We start from the raw sequence: 20,690 nt of genomic DNA, 5'->3' as shown, positions 1-20,690 counted from the left end.
TGAATTATGTTATCAAAAAACCAGGAGCTTTCTACCCTTCATAAAAAGGAAACTTTAGAGGATTTTTATAATAGGCTAAAAATTAACCGGCCAGAAATCCCTATGCCCAGCTTAGGCATGATTAACGATTTAGGGCACTTTAATGTTTTTAACAGGAGTACCGTTTGCACCAATATCCCTTCGGCTTTTAGTCGAAGGGACTTTTATAAAATCTCGCTGATTATTGGAAACGGGATTTTGCATTATCCTGATGCCCGAATCGAAATTAAAGGAAGGGCTTTATTGTTTACCAACCCCAATATCCCATATTCCTGGGAGAGCACTTCACCCAAACCTGCAGGTTTTTTCTGCCTGTTTACCGAAAATTTTATCCATAACCGCAGCGAAACCCTGCGCGATTCCCTGTTGTTACGCATTAACGATAGTCCGGTAATCCATATCGATGAAGAGCAGGAAATAACCCTGAGGGATATTTTCTGTAAAATGATGAAAGAGATGGATGGCGATTATATACATAAATACGATCTTTTGAGAAATTATGTGCAGCTGATTGTTCACGAAGGTTTAAAAGTGAAACCCCAGGATGTTCTTTTTAAACAGAATACCGCATCTGCAAGGCTAACTTCCCTGTTCCTCGAGTTACTGGAAAGGCAGTTTCCGATCGGTTCTACCGAACACATCCTGGAACTAAAAACAGCACACGATTTTGCCTGCCGTTTACTGGTACATGTAAATCACCTTAACCACGCTGTAAAAGAAGTAACCGGAAAAACCACCTCGGAGCATATTTCAAAAAGGATTGCAACTGAAGCAGTGGCCTTATTGAAACATACCGAATGGAATATTGCACAGATTGCTTATTGCCTCGGTTTCGAATACCCAGCCAATTTCAACATTTTTTTTAAACGCCAGATGCATTGTACGCCAAAGGTGTTTAGGACTAATTAGTAAAAGCCATCTCTTCGTGTCGTCATCTTTACCGGAGCTTGCTGGTTTTTCGTTGGCAGCGAAGCGGATAAATCAACATAGACAGATTTAGCTTCGTTGAGCCCTAACGTGGTGCTCGGTTGCGTTGCACTCCGCTATGACTATCCCAGAGAAGCCTGTCATGACGAGCCTGTCGAAGGACTCATCATTAGATATTTCGACAAGCTCAACATCACAACAATCAATTCAATGAGTAATGGTTTTAATCCAACACTGCAACATTATCGCTCCTATCTCCATCCAATAAATACCCATAAGGATCAACAACTACTGTTTTTGGTTTACGATCAACAACAACCGAAATTTTGGTCCTGTTCTGTTTAATGTGGTACTTTTTAAAATAAACCGGTTTCGTTTTTGTGTTCCATTCCCTCTCCAATTGGTTAAAACAGGCCAGATCTATTTCCAGATCAGGCAATTGTTTACTACCATCACTTAGCCTTTCGACAGCTATTTCTACGTCAATTTTGTACTTACCATTTTTCAAAGCCTTACAATCAAGCATGCTGATCCCTAAATTGTAAGTCACCACCTCATTAAAGCAATCGTTTATAAATTTCTTCTGTTCAGATGAAGCCTGATTTAACAGCGCATTTACAAAATCATTGGCTGTAGCTTTAGGTTTAGGGTACTCGTGCTCTACAATAAACCGTTGCAATAATGTATTAAACCTTTGCTCACCTATCATTTCCTTAATTGCATACATCATGAGCCCACCTTTTTGGTAATGCACATAAGGCTGGTCTAAAGTTTTAGCTAATGCCCACTCCTTGTTCGTATTGTTCCGGTTCAAAAAGTAGAGGTTATTATCGTAAGCCAGGTATCTGCGCAGGTACATTTTACCAAAGCGTTTTTCGATCAGTACGTTTTCAGTGTATTTGGCCAGCGATTCGGTAAGCATGGCATAACCGGCCCCATACACCGGTGCCAGTTTATTGGCCCACCATTGGTGTGCCGTTTCGTGGGCTGCAATCGCATAACTTTGATCTATAGCATCATTTCGGCTGTAATTACCCAGGAAATTAATATTTTCGGCACTAAAAACCACACCAGGATAAGCCGTTGCGGCCCCTTTATATTGAGGAATTTCGGCAAGGGTTAATTGCTTTAAAGGATATTCTGCAAAGTTTTTGCTGCCATAATCCAAAGCATCTTTAATCGCATTAAACATGCTTTTCAAGTTGTATTCCTGCCCCGGCTGATAATAAATACGCAGCGCTATACCTTTATGGCTTTCCTTTTTAACCGCATACCTTGCGCTGCTAACTGCAAACATAAAATTAACCGGCCCAGGGGTTTTGTATTTAAAATACCTGCGTTGATCAACTACCCACTCTTGTTGTAATTCGCCTACTGTAATCACTTTTTGGTCTGCTTCAGTAGAAATTGTTGTTTCTAAATCAATCAGTTCGTAAGTACGGCGGTATGTGGGTGCCGTCGCAATTTCAGGTAAACCTGCCTTTTTCCGCTCCAATTTGTTATCGCTTTCAAAATGATAGCAGTAGCCAAAATGGGGTACAAATTTCTCCAGTTCAATGTATGTCCCGTTTTTAACCACTGCATTCTCCTTATCCAACGAAATAAAGCCCGACCGGATTACCTCTACAGAAAAATCCATATTTATGGTTTCATTGGGCATTAAAGGTTTTTTCAAATCAACAAACTGCTGGCCAAAATGTTCATCTCTTTCGCTGTTGCGTCCCCCGGTTATTTCAACAGCATATGAGCTTACTTCTGGGTCAACGTAAGTCCAGATTTTTGAAATGGGAAATTGCGTTTCATTTTTCAGCAAATAATTACCCTTAATGGTATATTTCCCCTGATTTAAATATAGATCTACTTTGGTTTTAACTGATTTTACTACAGGCTGGGGCCAATTTGCCCATATTTTATATTTCTTTTCGTAGGTTAATCGCCATGCCAGCTGTGCCTGTTTATTTTGATATTTTCCGATAATATTCGTTTGATAATAAATAAACGCTGCAGAAGAGCACCAGACCAGCAAGGCAGAAAGGGTAAAGCATTTATACTGTTTAAATGCTTTTCCTATCAATTTAAACCGATTAACAGCTTTCATTTCAATCTTATTTTGCCACATGCCAATAGTTAAAACAGCAATAATAATGGCCAAAGCCACCCAGTATAACATGTACCAGTTAAATGCCGTGGCATAATATCCAAAACCGTTGAAATAAGAATGAAGAAGATCAGGCACTGAAGCAAAGCGGAGCAGGTAATGTTCAATTCCGAATCTTTCGGCGTAAGAAATTAAAAACACCACAATCATATTCAATACCATACCCAGGTATTTGTTGCTGCTTAAATTCTGAATAAACAGCATCAGCACCACAAAAAGCAACATCGGCAATGCGCTATAATAGTATAAAGTTAAATATAGCGGCAGCTCGATCCGGAAATAGCCATGTGTAAGCTGCAGAACAATACCAATCCCAATATTTAAAGTAACGAGGGTAAATACCAAAATAAAAAGACTGGTGCATTTCGCCATCCAAATGGCTGAATTTTGAACGGGAGTACTGTAAATTAAAGAATGGATATTGACTGATTTTTCCCTGCTGATGGTTTCTGCAGCATAAAAAAGGACCAGCACAAGTCCAAATTTCATAGAACGCATTTCTTCGATGATGATACCGGTTACCGGATAACTATGAATGCCATAAACCCCGCTGAACAGCTGATCTTTCAATTCTACACCATACAAAAATACCCAAAGTAAAAGCATCACCATAATGGGGATATTTTTAAACAGGAAGATCATTTCGAGCCTTCCCTGTGTTTTTAAAGTACTCAGGTAATAGCGGAAGCCACCAGTCAAAACCTGCAAATTGCGATATGGGATAAATGTTACCTGCTCCGGTTTAACGGTTTTCACTTTCACCTTTCGCTCGCGCTGCAACCTGAAATGGAAAAACCTGTAGCTGATTATCGTGATTAAAGCGGTTATGCCTATCCAGAATAGCCGATTAAGCAAAAATAGCCCTTCTACCGGAAATAATTGTTGATTACGCTGCACATCCGTCCAGGTCTTGGTTTCACCGAAAAATGAAGCCAGTGCAAAAGGATCTAAAAGTAAAGGTAAAACATCTGGTGTACCGGCTTTCATATTGGAAGTAGCCAACAGGGGCGAATTGCCCAATATCGAAGCCAGCATGTATAAAATGTAAATCAGTACACCAACGGTATAAATTGCCCTGACACTTTTGGTTGATACCGCTGTGCAGAATAAAGTAGCTGTTGCGATCAGCACGTTTGGAAAAGCAAAAATCAAAAACGGCTGTAAGAAATAGGTGATATTGAAGGAGCCTAAACGACCTTTATCAATAAAAAGTGAGCCTGTAAAAATCCCAAAAATTACAAGGATGTACAAACTGAAAACAGCAGAAAACAAGCCCAAAAACCTTACTCCAAAATAGACCGGTTTATTAATGGAGGTGGTAAAAATTACCGGTTCCATTCTGTAAATGCGATCCCTTAATACTACGTTTGCACTAAATATAGTTCCGGTGAATATGGAAAAGAGCGAAAGTAATGCCGTGATATTGGCAATTACATAAGGAGAATTTTTATGTACCTCTGCCGAACCAAAACCACCTTTAACTACGCAGAAGTAACCTAAGGTAAAAAACAAAAATGCGGCAACTTTAAAAGATACCTGGCTAAAATGGTACCTCATTTCGAATCTGAGTAAATTTCCGATCATAGCCCTGCCTCCCTATTTTGATTGGCCGGATTAAATAAGGACGAAAAATAGACCTCCTCTAAACCCGGGTAAACCGCTTCGAAACCCTCAGCGGGAATTTGATCGTTCAATACAAATAAATTCAATTTACCTGCTATGATTTTGGTCGAAATCACGCTGTGGTGGGCAGAGTAATGTGACAGATCGGCCTTTTCAATTATTTTCCGCCAGATCCTGCCATTAAGTTTCTGTGTTAAATCAGCTGGTTTGCCCTGCAAAATCAGTTTACCACCTGCCATTACCGCCATTTCAGGACAGAGATCGTTCACATCTTCTACAATATGTGTAGATAGGATCACTACACGGTCTGAGCCGATTTCGCTCAACAGATCATGAAAACGGTTCCGTTCCTGTGGGTCCAGGCCTGCAGTAGGTTCATCTACAATAATCAGTTGCGGATTACCCAATAAAGCCTGTGCAATGCCAAAACGCTGACGCATGCCACCTGAAAAAGTACTTACAGCTCTTTTCCTTACCTCAAACAGATTGGTTTGCTGTAAAAGTGACAGCACTTGTTCTTTGCGCTCATTTTTATTTTGAAGCCCTTTTAAAACGGCTAAGTGATTCAAAAGATCAAAAGCTGAAATTTTAGGATAAACGCCAAAGTCCTGTGGCAAATACCCCAATTTATTACGCATTTGTTGTGGGTTTAGCACGATGTCGTTTCCATCAAAAAAAATCTGCCCGGTATCTGGTAACTGAAGGGTAGCGAGTGTACGCATCAGCGATGATTTACCTGCGCCATTGGGTCCTAATAAGCCAAACATACCGTTTGCAATATTCAATGTAATATTATCCAGCGCCTTAATCCCGCTATGATAAGTTTTTGTAAGTTGCTGTATTTTAAGCCGTACCATATTATTCTAAAATAAGATGGACGCAAATTACATCGCCTAAAGTGGTCTGTTAAATTTAAGTGACAAAGGCTCCTGAAATGATGATCAATGGAAATGATAACAGGTTATATTCCTTTCATCACGAAAAATGCACCTTTCATCATGTAAATTTTAGGCTGACCATAAACTTTGTTAGTTTTAATGTTATCGCGTATGCTACCGTAGTTCGTGGCACCATAGGCCGAAACCAGGCAATTGCTTTGCGAGGATACAGACCGTGCAAATAGGAAGGCTAATGTTTCTTAAAAACGCGAACAATGGAAAGATTAAACAAAAAATGCTCAATACCAAAAATTTAAACTTCGGTTATCGGTACCAGGATTTCTTCATCAACGTTGGTCTGGTATTATGGATTGCGATATTAAACACCCATTCCTTATCAAGCAACATTTGGTCAACCTATGTGAGCTGTATTTTGGCTTTAGGCTTCTGTTTACTGCCTGTATTAATTTTTACCTTTACAAAATTGCAGTTAAAAAGTTCTTCAAGTAAAAAGCAATATGTCATTTACTGGTGCATTGTTTACCTTGTTTTACTACCCTTTTTTACATTTATTGCCAGTAGCTTCAGCATAGGAAAACTTAAAGATTCTGCTTTTATTTCGACAGCTTTGGCTGCAATTGCACTCGAACTGATTTTGATTGCGAACCGGTATTACCAGAAAAAAGTGCAGCACATTAGGTGGATTAAAAAAATCGGCCTGGAAAATGCTGTACTGATTACCATCATTTTACTTGCAGTTACCATTTCGGTTATGGCTGTATCGAGTTTAGAAAACCCCATCTATCAAAGAAAAGGTTTTCGTTTGGTGGGCTTTGAGTTTGATGCTAAAATGCTGATCCACAACTTTGGTACATTTTTAAGTTTCTTTTCACAATTCCTGATCATGTACCTTTGCGGATACCTGCTTTTTTTCATCAACAGCAGGTTTTTGGTTTCTAGGATACTGAAAGAAAAAGGGTTATTAATTTACCTCTTAACACTTTCTGCCACCGTTGCCATTCTTTATCCTTTATTGGCGCAGGTATTAATTTCATTGCCGATCAATACTGTTTTTGGAAGGGACATATTCGTGGCCAATCCTTTCGAGCTCGAAAATGCTTTTGGAGCCTTTGCCATCATGCTCATCAGCTTGCCCGTAGTGCTGGCCCTGCAATGGGGAAAGCAGAATAACAGGATCCTGGCACTTGAAAAGGAAAAATCTCAAAATGAACTCGATTTGCTGAAACAGCAGCTCAACCCACATTTCTTTTTTAATACACTTAACAACCTATACGCCTTGAGTTTACAAAAATCGGAGAAAACCCCCGAAAGTATTCTTCAGCTTTCAGAATTGATGCGATACACCATTTACAAAGGGCAGGAAAAAATGGTTAAACTTTCACAGGAGCTGGATTACATCGAAGGTTACATCCAATTGCAACAGATCCGCCTGCACAAAACCCTGCATTTTGAGTTTGATAAACAAATTGATAATGATCAGATTGATATTGCACCGCTCCTGCTCATCGTTTTTATCGAAAATGCCTTTAAACATGGTATAGAGCCTGCAGAAGATGCTGCTACACTAAAAATTTCGATAATCAGTAACGATAATTCGCTCAGTTTTACCTGCGAAAATTCTTTCGACCCTGAAGAAATACAGGAAATAAGGGGAATTGGTATAGATAACCTTAAAAAAAGGCTCGAATTAATTTATCCTAACCGTTATACATTGCATATCAGCTCAATTGGTCCTATATTTAAGGCTAAACTTAACATCCGGATTGCATGAGCTTACGTTGCCTAATTGTAGACGATGAACCGCTTGCCCATGGCGTAATAACCGAATATGCAAAAGATATTCCTTTTATTAGCATTGTTGGGCATTGCTACCGCGCTACTGAAGCACTATTCTTTTTGAGCAACAAACAGGCAGACCTGATTTTTCTCGACATCAGGATGCCGAAACTGAACGGCCTCGATTTTTTGAGGACATTACAGCATAAACCACTTGTTATTATTACTTCAGCCTACGAAGAATATGCTTTGGAAAGTTTCGATCTTGCTGTTTGCGATTACCTTTTAAAACCCTTTAGGCTAGACCGCTTTTTGAAAGCCGTTAACCGTGCGCTTGAGCTTTACCAGCTTAAAAAACAGAATGTAACCACCAGCGATATTGAAAAAACGACACCCAAAAACGGCAAACAGATTTCGCTTAAGGTAGATAAAAAGCATATCCTGGTCAATGTAGAAGAAATACACTTTTTGGAAAGCCTAGGCAACTATGTAAAAGTTTGGAAAAACAACGAATTTTTACTTACCCCACGAACTTTGGGAAGTTTCGAAACACAGTTACCTGCCGATTATTTTATCCGGATACACAAATCATTTATCCTTAACAAAAAATATGTCGATTACCTTGAGGGCAATACCATTGTGCTTAAAAACGGGCAGCAGGTACCCATTGGTAAAAATTTTAGGGGCATTATTAAACCGCTGCTGAATATAGATGATTAAATGACGGAACGTTTTCGACTTCCGTTACGCTGAAAACCGGTTGATGTATTTTATATCGTAAACCTTAAAACAATAGTCTTAAGCCTGACATGGCAACCTTAATTATGGCGAAAATGTAGTTTTGAAAATTTATATTTGAAATCCCAAAGCCCATTCCCATGCAGAATTTCTTCCCGGCCCAATATTCTACCTTGTCAGCTGCCGCTTTAAAAAACCATATCATTGAGGCCTATCATTTAGATCCCTCTACAACATGCCGTTTACTGATCAGAAATGTAAGTGACACCTATATCCTGGAAAACGATTCTAAAAAATATATTTTAAAGATTTACCGCGATGCCCACCGTAAAAGGAGCGAAATTGAAGGTGAGGTAGAATTGCTTAACATTTTAAAAGCAAAAGGAAACCGGGTTTCTTATCCATTGAGCGATATTGAAGGGAAACAGATCCAGCAGTTTAATGCCATTGAAGGCTTGAGAAATGGTGTATTGTTTTCTTTTGCAGAAGGAAAAGTAGTTTTAGACCTCAGCGACCAACAAGTCATCCGCCTGGGGCACGGTATAGCCAAAATACATCAAACTACAGCCGCCATTAAACTGGATTACCCCAGGCCGGTTTTTGATTTTGAAACAACCTTATTTCAGCCTTTAAGAGACCTAAAACCCCATTTCACCGAAATGAGGGAAGAATTCGATTACCTCAACAGCATCGCAAACCAAGTGGCAAAAAAATTTGAAGAATTTGATACTTCGGCATTCAGCTACGGTTACTGCCATTACGATTTCTTTCCAAAAAATTTCCACTTTGATGAACAGGGGAACATTACTTTTTTTGATTTCGATTTTGCCGGCGAGGGTTATCTCATTAACGATTTAATGAGCTTCCTGAACCATTATTTCTTCCACCAGCTCAACAACCTGATCACTAAAGAACAGGCCGAAAAAGATTTTGGCGCTTTTTTACAGGCTTACCAGGAAATCAGGCCATTAACAGGCGATGAATTAAAGGCTATTCCTTTTCTGGGTATTACCTTTCATATTTTCTTCCTTAAATTCTTTTACGATAATTACGATGACTGGTCTAATATATTTTTAACGCCTCGCTATACCAAACACCGTGTATCGCTGATCAAAAAGTGGGAAGAACAGTATTGTAACTTTTAGGCAACGCTTGGCTAAATCTCAAGCACCTTGTTTATCTTGTAAGGTAATTAAAAATCAACGGGATGGACCAGAAAATAATAAACCTGTACGATGAGTACACGCACAGTCAGATCAACAGAAAAGATTTCATGAAAAAACTGGCAGTCCTGACGGGCAGCACAGCTTTAGCAATGACGATTTTGCCCATGCTTGAAAACAACTATGTGGCAGCCGCCGCTTTTAAAAGCGACGATATTGAGGTTCAAAACATTACCTATCCAGGTGTTGATGGCGAAATCAAAGCCGTTCTGGCCAAACCAAAAGGTAAAAAGAGTCTGGGCAGTGTATTGGTAATCCACGAAAACCGAGGCTTAAATCCACACATCATTGATGTAACCAAACGTGTTGCAGCCGAAGGTTTTATTGCATTGGGGGTTGACGCACTTTCTCCCTTTGGTGGAACACCTGCCGACGAAGATAAAGGACGTGAGCTGATCGGTAAACTGGATCCTGAAAAAAACTTACAAAATTATTTAAAAGGCCTGGAATACCTGCGCAACCGCAAAGATGGAAATGGTAAAGTAGGTTGTGTTGGCTTTTGCTGGGGTGGTGCAATGGCAAACAAACTGGCCGTTAACGACCCCAAACTACAGGCCGCTGTTGCCTACTATGGTGTACAGCCCAATGCAGCCGATGTGCCAAAAATTAAGGCAAGTGTAATGCTGCATTATGGCGGATTAGATGAACGGATTAACGCAGGCATTCCGGCTTACGAACAAGCCTTAAAAGACAATAAGATCGATTATAAGCTTTACATTTATGATGGCGTGAACCACGCTTTTAATAACAATACCTCGCCTACGCGCTACAACGAAGCAGCTGCAAAACTGGCCTGGGGCAGAACAATTGAGCTGTTCAAACATAAATTGGCAGTGTTAACGAGGTAAGTTTCGCTGGTTACATCATTTCGAATACATATCTCTTTCCATTCCGCTACTGATGAAGAATCGGCACACTACAGGAAGTGATGACCGTTTTATTTAAAGTTATTGGATATATTTCCACTCTGATCGTCATCTCGAGCAAAATGCAATGAAGCCGAGAGATCTGCCTCGAGATAGATCTCTCCATTACGCGGTACTCCAGTCGAGACGACAATTTTGTTTAAAGCTATTTCGAGCAGGTTCACACGCTCATCGTCATCTCGAGCGAAATGCAATGAAGCCGAGAGATCTGCCTCGAGACAGATCTCTCCATTACGCGGTGCTCCAGTCGAGATGACGACAATTTTGTTTAAAGCTATTTCGAGCAGGTTCACACTCTCATCGTCATCTCGAGCAAAATGCAATGAAGCCAAGAGATCTGCCTCGAGATAGATCTCTCCATTACGCGGTGCTCCAGTCGAGATGACGACATTATTATTTAATTATTTAGCATAATTACTACTAACTTTCTTCTTAAATTCATTAACATGGAACTCGGAGGGTGGGTCTACATCATGACCAATTATGAAAGAACAACATTATATATCGGAGTAACTTCGGATTTAAGAAGCCGTATTTATGAACATCAACATAAAATTTATCCAAATTCTTTCACAGCTAAATACAATTTGATTTATTGCGTATATTATGAAACCTTTTTATCTATTGAAGAAGCTATAGACCGGGAAAAGCAACTAAAAAAATGGAATAGATCAAAAAAAGATAATTTGATTAATGGTTTTAATCGAAACTGGGATGATTTAAAAGCAGTTATAAATGATTGGGATGAATAAAGCCCTCTTTGTTCTATGGGGAGCTCCCTCCTTGCCGTCATCTCGAGCGAAATGCAATGAAGCCGAGAACCACGAAGTGCTCAGCGAAGCTAAATCTGCCTCGAGATAGATCTCTACCCGCCTGTACGGGCAGGCATTCGAGATAACGATTTTACGTAAATAGCGTATTAAAAATCACACCGCTAAAACAAATCCGTTTTAAGCATGGTCTTCAATATATTCGATTGAACATCGAAATTACTGAGGTGATTTATGAAATTGATATCCGATATCTTAGCATAGCTGTCTTCCAGCAAGTTAACAACTTCTTGCGGAATAGCCGTTTTTAATACCGCAGCGTTGCTTTTTAACTTATCGTTTTTGTACTGGAGCTCCTGTATGATCTTCTCTTTTTCCGACAGGTTGGTAGAAGTATCCAGGTCTTTCAAAACAGCTAAATCGCAGAAAAGAAACAGGTTTCTGCTTGGAAAAAAAAGATAATAATCGTCTGTTTCCAAAAAATTGTATACTTCGATTACCTGCTCGCCTGATTTTAAACCAGCGTAAAACTCTGTACGAAAATCATATTTACACAGTTTTCCCATCAATTTCTTTTCGATGATGGCATAGGCATTGGTGTATACCTGCTTATTTTGAAAGTTAATCAATTGTGTAAACTGATCGGTGGTAAGATCAAAATAAAAATCGTTGGCATATTTAGAGCTGAAAACGTTGATGTTTTTGGAAAAAGGAAAATCAGAACTTAGATCTGAAAGTACACTGAACAATTTCCGCAGCGACAGGTTTACTTTAAGTGATTGCTTTTGCTTATCCAGCCGGAAACTTTTCTGGTCGGTCAAAGCCACCGCCATCCTCCCGATCAGTTCTTCATTAAGATCGATCTCATCGTAAATGAGCGATACATTTTTTTCATTGCTCTTTTTGATCTTTCTGAGCAGTTCTATAACACTATCGGTAAACTGAAGGTGGAAAAGATCGAGTTTTTCGATTTCCAGTTCTTCATTATTCACAAACAGCTGATGAATAACCTGGCTGCGCAGGTAAATTTTATAAATTACCTCATCATCAAAAAACACAGAGAGCAGCTGTAAACGGTTGATCTCTGTGTTCGATTTTTTGATAATATTTAAACGGTATTCATCCATAGGTTAATTTAATTCACCCTCGTCACGTTCTTTTTCAACTCTGCTTCCAAAGTTTTAAGCTCGCCATCCAACACACGTCTGCTCTGTGCACCAGCCTCATGGATCTGTTTCACCTCATTAAGTGTTTCGATCAACGATGATGTGGTGCGTTTTAGGGTTTCTAAAGATACTACTGTTTTTTCATTTTCTTTAGCCACATCTATACTGTTCTGCTTCAGCATTTCTGCATTTTTCTGCAAAATGGTATTGGTGGTATCCGAAATTTTCTTCTGCATCTCTACATTGGCTTTTTGCCTTTGTAAAGCAACAGCAATAGTCAGCTGGTTTTTCCACACCGGAATGGTGGTAGAGATAATCGACTGTGCTTTTTCTGCGATAGAAGTATTGTTATTCTGTACCACGCGTATCTGGGCTAATGATTGCAGCATAATAAAACGTACAATCTTCATATCGGCCAGTCTTTTATCCAAACGGCTGATGAAATCCCTTAAATCTGCAATTTCATAATCCTGGTAATCGGCAGGCCTGCCTTCCATTTCGGCCAGTTTAATACTTAACTCGTTGTATTTTAGCTGACCAGCAATAATGAGCTCTTCCATCTGGTGGATATAGCCCACATTGCTATCGAACATGGTTTGCAGCGAGCTGTTGTCTTTGATCGAGTTTAACCTTCCGGCTTTGATTTTATTGGTTATTTTATCGATATTATTAACCACTACATCATACTTCTGGAAAAGTTTCTTTACATCAACTACCAGATTCTTTAAAAAAGGGATTTTAGCGATAAAACTCTTAAAACCACTCTGCTCGAGTTCAGAAACATCGATATAATTAAGTTCGGTTAACAGTTCGTTAATTAAACCGCCAACTTCGCCGCTGTTATAGGTCCGTACAGACGATAAAAATTCGTTACTGTATTTCTCCATCGAGTTTTGGGCTTCGCTTCCGTAATTCAGGATAGAATTTACATCGGATGGTTCGAGCGATTTTCCAATTTCCTGGTATTTGATTGTTTCCTCGCTTGTTATTTTTTCGAGGTCAACATTGCCATCTTTATCCAGCTTAACCGGCGTAAGGGTTTGGGGAAGATTTGGGTTGGTTTCCATAGTTTATTATATGATCAGCTTTGCAGCCTATAAATAATTTTGGGTTACGGTTTTAACGGTTTCTTCCAGTTTCCGGTCTCTGGTTGGTTCGCCAATGGCATTAAATTTCCATTCGCCGTTTTTCTTGTAGAAAACGCCCATTACCATTGATACGTGACCGGCAAAATTAGATCCGTTTGCAATATCATAAGTAGCAAAAACCTCGTTTACCCGTTTAGGTGTTCCTTCATAAATACGGATTGAAGCAAAAGGAATGGTACCGAAATCATGTCCTCTAAAACTGTTCAACACAAAAGCCACATAATTTACATTAGCATCCAGCTGCGAAAAATCAAGTGTAATAATCTCATTATCAAGGCCATCATCACCGCCCATATCGCCTGTTAAATCATCACCACTGTGTTTTACCGATCCGTTTTTAGATTTTAGGTTCCCAAAATAAACAACTTCCAAAAGCTGCTTGTTTTCGTTGTACAAAGCACAGCTTGCATCTAAATCTACGGCTTCTTTTGAAGATCCGAAACCGAAAAGGCCTTTCTTTTCAATTGCGCCCCAGTTAATACCTACACAAACATGCTGCAGTTTGCTACCATTGCTTTTTTCAAGACTGATACGCTGTCCTTTTTGAAGATTGATTGCCATAATATTATTGATATCTGTTTAAATAATCCTGTAAACCACCTTTCATACCTACACCTACCGCCTCAAATTTCCATTGATTTTCGCGCTTATAGATCCTTCCGAATTCTACCGCAGTCTCGATTGAAAAATCTTCTTCAAGTTCATATTTCAAGATCACTTCGTTGGTTACCGAATCAAAAATGCGGATGAATGAATTCCTTACCTGACCGAAGTTCTGTCTTCTGCTCTCTGCTTCGTGGATGGTAACAACGATACAGATTTCGCTTACTTTACCGTCGATTTTTGTCAGGTCGATTTTAACCTGTTCATCATCGCCATCGCCCGCGCCTGTTAAATTATCGCCAGTGTGTTCTACCGCACCATCTGGTGAAACCAGATTGTTATAGAAAACGAAATTTTCATCAGAAATTAATTTTTTCTGATCATTAAGTATAAAAACCGAAGCATCTAAATCGAATGCCGAACCTGTAGAAGAGCTGTTGGTATCCCAACCTAAACCTATTGTAAATTTAGGGGCATTGATATTTTCCCTTTGCCCCTTTTGCAGATTAATAGCCATATTTAAATTAATTTATAATTGTTGTTTTTGATATAATCTTTAATGAGATGTAAATTTTTCGAATATGCATCCATCGTATGGTAATTATTACCGAGCGAAAGATCATAAAGCTGGTTAACAAAATCGGCATTTCTTCTTTCCAAAAATATGGTAAAACTGCTCGAACTGCTATTTAAAATATATTTTACGATACGGGTATTGAAGCAAAAATTGCCCCCGTCTATAATTTCTTCAAGATCGAAAATAGATTTCACCTGGTGGTAATTCAGAAAATTCTCTACGTTGGGATGGATATTTTTGTTAACCAGTTCGGCAAAGTAAAGCATGTGCATTTCGTTGCTCAGCCCATATTCTTTAGCCATTTTTAAGATCATCCTTTCGTGGCTTCCGGTAATTTTGATATCATCCAGGAAAAGCAGTGTTTTTCCTGTCAGAAAATCCTTATCGATATGAAAAGAATCATTCCCGATCAGCGAAAGCCTTTCTTCAGCACTTAATTCGCCATAATCTTCCTTGTAGGTAATGGTACGGTGTACCTTGGTTTCCTGTACAGCCAAACCGCCATTTTCTACCAGCCAGCGGTTAAGCTGGCTTACGAAATAGTTTTTCATGGCAAAGGTTGCCGTTGGGATAAAGCTATAAGGGCTAGATATCACCACAATCTGGTCGGTAATCAGGTTATCAACCAGGTAATAGCGGATAAAACCATCAGCAAGCGCTTTACCGAACGACCGGGCAACCAGATCATCGCCAAATTTAAAGCGGCTGTAATCATCGGCACTAAAACCGAAATCGTTCGTATTATCGATTTTGTGGAGTGAATAACTATACGGTATCATAGAGTAGGTTTGAGATAGATAGATTATTTGAATTGATGAGCATACTGTTGATTCCCATGGCTTCGGCCCCGCGTACATCAGCATAGGGGTTATCGCCAATATGAATCACATCCGATAGCAATAAACCAGGATGTTTTGTTCTGTCGATCGTATCCAGCATCAGCTGAAAAAAGCCGGTACTTGGTTTCGACATGCGTACTTCATCCGAATAAAGCTGAAAATCGATATATTGATCGATTCCCAATTGATAAACGACTTTTTTTAAGGTTTTACCTTTAATAAAACCGGTATTGCTTAAAATATTGGTGGTGCTCTTACCTGATTCCTTGATTTTAGCCAGTACGTCTAAACAATCGTCGCTATAGAGTTTTGGCATATGCATAAATACGAGCTGCTCCATATCATGATCGAGTTGCTGCAGGTCTATATCATGGAAATTAAAATCATAATCGTTGATCATGCTGATAATCATCAGGTACATTTCTTCGGCATCTACATTTTTTCCGGCCTTTTCATTAATGGCATTTACCATTAAATCAACCTGGCGGAAAATGATGACAATTTCTTCAGCAGTTTTATTTTTTCGGTTAAAGTTCCGGTAAAAATATTGTGCCCGCTCTTGTTTATACCTTGGATTGGATTTAATCAGCGTTAGCCAAAGATCGAACGAGTAATGTTTGTAAAAAGCCATTTGCACCTGTTTACTCAACTATTTTAATATGTCCTAATATTACAAAATCAGATTGTAATACAGGGAAAGTTCAATTGTAAGATTTATGACAGACAAGCCTTAACATTAAGATTTATCCAATACATCTTCGGCATCTTCCGAGATGATCACATCACTTTTGTGTTTTTTGGGAAAGTTGAACAATAAAGAACTCAATACCGGCAAAATAAAAATAGCTACGGTAAAAATAGACACAAAAAGATCTGTTTTTTCACCTTCAATGGCATGCGAAACAGGCGATTCAGGATTGAAATGGGTAAATACCGATGAAGTTAGTTTAATGCCCAATACTCCGATCACGATGAAAGCCACAGTTTCTAAAAAAGTAAATTTTTCCATCAGCTTTACAAAAGCCTGCGCCACAAAACGCATGGCCAGTATCCCAATAAATACACCAATATAAATTAACCAGATGTGATCGGTAAAGGCAACTGCAGCAAAAACATTATCGATAGAAAAGGCCAGATCCATTACCTCTACCAGGGCAACAGTTGCCCAAAAATTACCGATCAGGCCAACTGTTGATTTATATATCCAGCTTTTGCTTTTATCTACCTCCTCATCTTCATCGTCGTTTTTACTGTTCTTTTTTCTGAAATAATCAAATGCCAGGTACAACAGGTATAAACCGCCAAGTGGTTTTAACCACCATATTTTAACCAACCATGCAGCCAGGAATAAACAGATCCCCCTGAAAACATAAGCGCCTATAATGCCATATTTTAATGCTTTATCCCGTTGGTTTTTGGGCAGGTCCATTACCATGGTAGCCAAAACCGCAGCATTATCAACTGAGAGCAAACTTTCAATTACAATAAGGTTTAAAATAATCAATAATCCGGCCTGTATGTCGTCACCTAAAATTGTATGCAGAAAATCCATTGAGCGTGTGTATTTTTTTTAAATTAATGTTTTAGTTATTACAGCAAAGAAACAAAATTTTATCATCTCTGCTCATCATGCTGTTTATTTTAACTGTTGTTTTTTATTGTTAGAATAACAACTATTAGAATTGTTACGCTATTTGCGCAAATATCAGTTCGCGGCTTCCAGTTTATATACATTTCCGTTTTCTCCAGCCAGGATCACGATCCTGCCTTTTTTTGCTTTCTGAACTGCATTAAAACTTTTATCCGAAATGTGCTTCCAATTCTGGCCACCATCTGTTGATATATCTGTACCTGATGTACCGGTGGCAATCAACGTTTTGGCATTAATATAAGTTACGCCTGACCGGTATCCGAAAACCGGCGTAGTGGGTTTCTGCCAGGTTTTGCCCCCATCGCTGGTTAACAGCACATTATTGGTGTTTTCTTTATCTTTTAAATAATTACCCCCAACTGCAACACCGGTTTTATCATTCAAAAAATCGATGGAGAAAGGCCCGGTACTGTTTTCGCCTTGTAAAATCGGGCATTTAAATACCTGCCAGTGCTGTCCGTAATCAGGCGAAAAATAGATGTTGGATACTATCCCTCCAGTAGCAATCCAGGTTTTACCACCCGGCAAGGTTTTAATAGTGGTTCCACTGGCTGCAAAACTAGCTTCGCCTTTAACTAAGCTGCTTTTTAAGTTAGCAGTAATATCCTGCCAGCTTTTACCCGCATCGGAAGTTTTAAGCAGCTGCAGTTTGTTACTTATCGGATCGCCGAAAATGAGCCCCCTGGTTTTATCCCAAAAGCCGGCACCATCTAAAAATATGGCTGTATCTGCATTTTTATAATGCATTGTCCAGCTTTCGCCCCCATCATTTGTTTTAAGGATATAAGCTGGCGACCCGGCATTTACGATTATGGCATTTTGATCATCAAAAGCTTCAATATCCCTAAAATCGAGCTTTTCATAGCCTTCAGGCTGGGTCCACTTCCAGGTGCTGCCGCCATCGGTACTTTTACCGACCGAGCCTTTGCTTCCGCTTACCCATATTACCTGATCGGATACCACACTTAAACCACGTATACTGCTTTTGTTGCCCTCGGTTAAGGGTTTAATGGTATATGACTGCGCAGCGCAAAAAAAAGGTGCCAATAAAAGGCACCATATTAGTCTCATCATCTTATTATTTATTTAACTCTTCTAAAAGTCTCCGATCTGCCTAAAAGCGAAATACCAATGTAACCGCGGATGTTTAACACATCGGCGCTTTTTAAAGTCATGTTACAGCTGTAGGTTTTACCACTTTTCGGATCATAAATTGTACCACCGGTCCATTTATTATTATCGTAAACAAAATCTTTTAATATCTCAAGATTTAACAGGGCCCTTTTCTGTAAGTTTTCATCAGGATTTTTAACATCTAATTTAGGCTTTCCGTTGATGTTTGGTTCCTTCATCCATACCAGCTTACCGTAAAACTTATCGCCTTTTTTGTAAATCTCTATCTGTCCTTCTCCCGACGGATTAAGCCATTTCCCTAAAATAGCATCTTTGTTCTGTGCGGAGACAGAAAATGATACTGCTATGAAGAGCAGCATTAAAAATGGTAACTTTCTCATATTTTTTATTTCTAGTTAGTTTCTAAAGATAACGAATTACACTATATCGAAACACTAAATAAAGAGAAAAAGTATGAGAAAGTTTTATAAAAGGTAAAATTTACTTTGAAACTATCGGCAGGTATTTGGCCCTGTAGGCATAAAGCAGGAACAGGTTAAACAATAACATTACCGCACTCATTGGAAGATCTTTAGGCTGTGCTAAAAATGCGGTATACAGAAAGATATTCAAAGTAACCGGGAGGATAATAATCGATGCCAATGGTGCTGTCCGGTTGATAAGCAACAATACACCTCCGATCAATTCTGTAATTTTAATCAACGGGAAAAGGTAAACAGATGCCATCAGTCCCGTCATAAAAGAGGTTTGTGCAGGTGTCATTTCAGGCGCTTTTGGCATAAAATTCAGGAAATAGCTTATAGAAGCAAACAGATACATAGCGGCTAAAAGCACGCGGATAACAATTACTGTGATTTTCATATTGGTTAAGTTTTAGTGTTTATTTAAAAATAATGTTTTTTGTTCAATTGTATTTTTATTTGGTTTACCGTTTAAATCGGTTAAAAGTAACTCCCTACGCACCAACCTCCTCAAATAGTTTTATTAACCATACCCGTTTTTTAAATTGCAGAACCGCAGGCTAAAGATTCAAGACTTTGGCGGTAATTACATCCTGGTTAACTTTACATCCATCCATGGCATCCAGTCTTTTCCATCAAATTGCTCCCACATACCTTCAATCGTGTTCGCTTTAAAATTACCTTTAAATCTTTCAGTATCAGTAAATATTAAAATAATATCATTGTAAATTTTAAGCGTAGAGATGGAAATGCATCCTCTGTTATCGAAAGATTGTGACCTGAAAACATCTTCCATATCATCATAGTGGGTGATTTCTAAAGACTGCACCCTTTTCTGGCCAAATGTGATGTCAACTTTATGCATTAAAAAGAAATCGCCTTCAATCCATTCGTAGGTATCAGTTCCTGTAATTGCTTCACCCGATCTGGTTAAACCTTCTGTTTTCCATTTACCGATATAAGGATTGAGTAAAGAAAGACTCTTGTTTCTCATAGATTTAATAAAATCAATTGCTGTTTAAGTTATTGTAGATATTCTTCAACTGACGAACATGGCGCTGTGTATGATAAATCACAAAATAAACAGCCTCCAGGCGGGTCAGAAAACCATATACTGGTAGCTCATAAGAAACACATGTTCTGGTTAAATCGAGGCTGTTTACTGCCTTTGATAGCCCTTCCCTGATCTGTTTTAAATTTTCCAATAATTCAGCCTGGTTATAGGTCTTATTTTCTGGATAAATTTCTTTTGGCGAATGGTATTTCGCATCAGTATCCAAAAGGTCTTTTTTGATCTGGACAAGCATTAAATCAGCTGGCCTGTCAGTTTCCCCTGCCGAACCGTTAATAACCTGTAAAAAGCCCGAATTTGCCAAAATCAGGTGTTCAGCCAATTGACCAGCTGTCCAGCTTCCTTTAAACGGTACTGAATTAATTTGGGCCGTATCAAATTTCGACAAAGTGTTTTCCAGTGTTGACAAAACTTCGTTGGTTTCGTTTATTATCTTTTCCATAACTTACATGTAATTCATTCCAGGATATCCTAATAATCTCCTCCAAAGGGCAATTTGTCCAATGCAGTTGGCTTCGCGGTAGCTACTGAAACTGATCATTTCGAACAATGTTATTTCCATGCCGGGTATAACCAGTTTTTCTTCTAATTTTTCATCGGTAGCCGCAGTTAAAACTTCCTGTAAAAGGGGAGAAATTTCTTCCCAGTCTTTTATAAAATCTGCCAATGATGGGTAAGTGGCCTCATCAATAATGCCTTTATTGCCGGCAAAAAGTTCGTCGGTTACAGATGGGAGGTCGATACCGAATGATTTGGCCAAAAAATAGCGGCTATGTACCACACTTCCTGTAATCCAGGCGATATGGTTTGCCCTGGTATCCAATCTTTTCTGCGCATCCTTTTGCTCTATCCCATCTAATGCTCTTACCAAAAAATCTGTTTGCATTTCGTAAAGCACCATAAAACCGTACATTCTGTTACTTGTTGGGCTGGTTTTCATATAATTTTAATTAGTGGTTA

At 38.9% G+C, this 20,690-nt stretch carries 21 protein-coding genes; 6 read left to right on the top strand and 15 right to left on the bottom strand.

The window, feature by feature from the left end; genetic code table 11:
- Positions 1-6 precede the first annotated feature (6 nt).
- Positions 7-948: a helix-turn-helix domain-containing protein gene (locus ACFSR6_RS02800; protein WP_379074622.1), complete on the top strand. Its 942-nt coding sequence runs from the start codon at positions 7-9 to the stop codon at positions 946-948.
- Between the two features lie 241 nt (positions 949-1,189).
- On the opposite strand, the gene ACFSR6_RS02795 is transcribed toward ACFSR6_RS02800, so the two are convergent.
- Both ACFSR6_RS02795 and ACFSR6_RS02790 read right to left on the bottom strand, forming a co-directional pair.
- Entirely contained in the window at positions 1,190-4,681 is a 3,492-nt protein-coding gene (locus tag ACFSR6_RS02795; RefSeq protein ID WP_379074620.1) for a M1 family aminopeptidase, read from the bottom strand.
- 23 nt (positions 4,682-4,704) lie between these two features.
- Positions 4,705-5,604: an ABC transporter ATP-binding protein gene (locus ACFSR6_RS02790; RefSeq protein WP_379074618.1), complete on the bottom strand. Its 900-nt coding sequence runs from the start codon at positions 5,602-5,604 to the stop codon at positions 4,705-4,707.
- A gap of 274 nt (positions 5,605-5,878) precedes the next feature.
- Between ACFSR6_RS02790 and ACFSR6_RS02785 the strand changes: the two genes are divergently transcribed.
- The 5 genes from ACFSR6_RS02785 to ACFSR6_RS02765 all read left to right on the top strand — a co-directional run bounded on the left by ACFSR6_RS02785 (position 5,879) and on the right by ACFSR6_RS02765 (position 11,061).
- Positions 5,879-7,417 (top strand): sensor histidine kinase, encoded by a 1,539-nt coding sequence (locus ACFSR6_RS02785; RefSeq protein ID WP_379074616.1) that lies wholly within the window; start codon positions 5,879-5,881, stop codon positions 7,415-7,417.
- Entirely contained in the window at positions 7,414-8,142 is a 729-nt protein-coding gene (locus ACFSR6_RS02780) for a LytR/AlgR family response regulator transcription factor (protein ID WP_379074614.1), read from the top strand. Before ACFSR6_RS02785 ends, ACFSR6_RS02780 begins: the two co-directional genes overlap by 4 nt.
- A 158-nt stretch (positions 8,143-8,300) precedes the next feature.
- Positions 8,301-9,305, top strand: coding sequence for a phosphotransferase enzyme family protein (locus tag ACFSR6_RS02775; RefSeq protein WP_379074611.1), 1,005 nt, complete (start codon positions 8,301-8,303; stop codon positions 9,303-9,305).
- A gap of 62 nt (positions 9,306-9,367) precedes the next feature.
- Positions 9,368-10,231: a dienelactone hydrolase family protein gene (locus ACFSR6_RS02770; protein ID WP_379074608.1), complete on the top strand. Its 864-nt coding sequence runs from the start codon at positions 9,368-9,370 to the stop codon at positions 10,229-10,231.
- A gap of 524 nt (positions 10,232-10,755) precedes the next feature.
- Positions 10,756-11,061, top strand: coding sequence for a GIY-YIG nuclease family protein (locus ACFSR6_RS02765; protein WP_183763973.1), 306 nt, complete (start codon positions 10,756-10,758; stop codon positions 11,059-11,061).
- A 182-nt stretch (positions 11,062-11,243) separates the two neighbouring features.
- Here ACFSR6_RS02765 and ACFSR6_RS02760 read toward each other — a convergent pair whose 3' ends face one another.
- The 13 genes from ACFSR6_RS02760 to ACFSR6_RS02700 all read right to left on the bottom strand — a co-directional run bounded on the left by ACFSR6_RS02760 (position 11,244) and on the right by ACFSR6_RS02700 (position 20,670).
- A complete protein-coding gene (locus tag ACFSR6_RS02760; RefSeq protein ID WP_379074606.1) occupies positions 11,244-12,206 on the bottom strand; it encodes a hypothetical protein in 963 nt (320 codons plus the stop codon).
- An 8-nt stretch (positions 12,207-12,214) separates the two neighbouring features.
- A complete protein-coding gene (locus tag ACFSR6_RS02755) occupies positions 12,215-13,312 on the bottom strand; it encodes a toxic anion resistance protein (RefSeq protein WP_379074604.1) in 1,098 nt (365 codons plus the stop codon).
- A 27-nt stretch (positions 13,313-13,339) separates the two neighbouring features.
- Positions 13,340-13,954: a TerD family protein gene (locus ACFSR6_RS02750; protein ID WP_379074602.1), complete on the bottom strand. Its 615-nt coding sequence runs from the start codon at positions 13,952-13,954 to the stop codon at positions 13,340-13,342.
- Positions 13,955-13,958: 4 nt separating this feature from the next.
- Positions 13,959-14,513 carry a TerD family protein gene (locus ACFSR6_RS02745; protein ID WP_379074600.1) on the bottom strand — a complete coding sequence of 185 codons (555 nt, stop codon included), beginning with the start codon at positions 14,511-14,513 and terminating at the stop codon, positions 13,959-13,961.
- Positions 14,514-14,515: 2 nt separating this feature from the next.
- On the bottom strand, positions 14,516-15,352 hold the full coding sequence (locus tag ACFSR6_RS02740; RefSeq protein WP_379074598.1) for a phosphoribosyltransferase family protein: 837 nt from the start codon (positions 15,350-15,352) through the stop codon (positions 14,516-14,518).
- Positions 15,339-16,043, bottom strand: coding sequence for an HAD family hydrolase (locus ACFSR6_RS02735; RefSeq protein ID WP_379074596.1), 705 nt, complete (start codon positions 16,041-16,043; stop codon positions 15,339-15,341). Before ACFSR6_RS02735 ends, ACFSR6_RS02740 begins: the two co-directional genes overlap by 14 nt.
- Before the next feature lie 105 nt (positions 16,044-16,148).
- Entirely contained in the window at positions 16,149-16,964 is an 816-nt protein-coding gene (locus tag ACFSR6_RS02730) for a TerC family protein (RefSeq protein ID WP_379074593.1), read from the bottom strand.
- A 153-nt stretch (positions 16,965-17,117) separates the two neighbouring features.
- Positions 17,118-18,137: a WD40/YVTN/BNR-like repeat-containing protein gene (locus ACFSR6_RS02725; protein WP_379074591.1), complete on the bottom strand. Its 1,020-nt coding sequence runs from the start codon at positions 18,135-18,137 to the stop codon at positions 17,118-17,120.
- A gap of 8 nt (positions 18,138-18,145) precedes the next feature.
- Positions 18,146-18,577 carry a DUF2147 domain-containing protein gene (locus tag ACFSR6_RS02720; RefSeq protein ID WP_379074589.1) on the bottom strand — a complete coding sequence of 144 codons (432 nt, stop codon included), beginning with the start codon at positions 18,575-18,577 and terminating at the stop codon, positions 18,146-18,148.
- A gap of 100 nt (positions 18,578-18,677) precedes the next feature.
- The gene (locus ACFSR6_RS02715; protein WP_379074586.1) at positions 18,678-19,058 is read right to left on the bottom strand and encodes a DoxX family protein; all 381 of its coding nucleotides are present in this window, start codon (positions 19,056-19,058) and stop codon (positions 18,678-18,680) included.
- Between the two features lie 186 nt (positions 19,059-19,244).
- Positions 19,245-19,652: a hypothetical protein gene (locus tag ACFSR6_RS02710; protein ID WP_379074584.1), complete on the bottom strand. Its 408-nt coding sequence runs from the start codon at positions 19,650-19,652 to the stop codon at positions 19,245-19,247.
- Between the two features lie 13 nt (positions 19,653-19,665).
- Positions 19,666-20,172 (bottom strand): DinB family protein, encoded by a 507-nt coding sequence (locus tag ACFSR6_RS02705; RefSeq protein WP_379074581.1) that lies wholly within the window; start codon positions 20,170-20,172, stop codon positions 19,666-19,668.
- A 3-nt stretch (positions 20,173-20,175) separates the two neighbouring features.
- A complete protein-coding gene (locus ACFSR6_RS02700; protein ID WP_379074579.1) occupies positions 20,176-20,670 on the bottom strand; it encodes a DinB family protein in 495 nt (164 codons plus the stop codon).
- Positions 20,671-20,690 lie beyond the last annotated feature (20 nt).

The sequence above is a fragment of the Pedobacter vanadiisoli genome, assembly GCF_042684385.1.
In the GTDB taxonomy this organism is placed as follows: Bacteria; Bacteroidota; Bacteroidia; order Sphingobacteriales; family Sphingobacteriaceae; genus Pedobacter; species Pedobacter vanadiisoli.
Note: the sequence above shows the minus strand (reverse complement) of the source record. Positions and strands in the feature narration are given on the sequence as shown.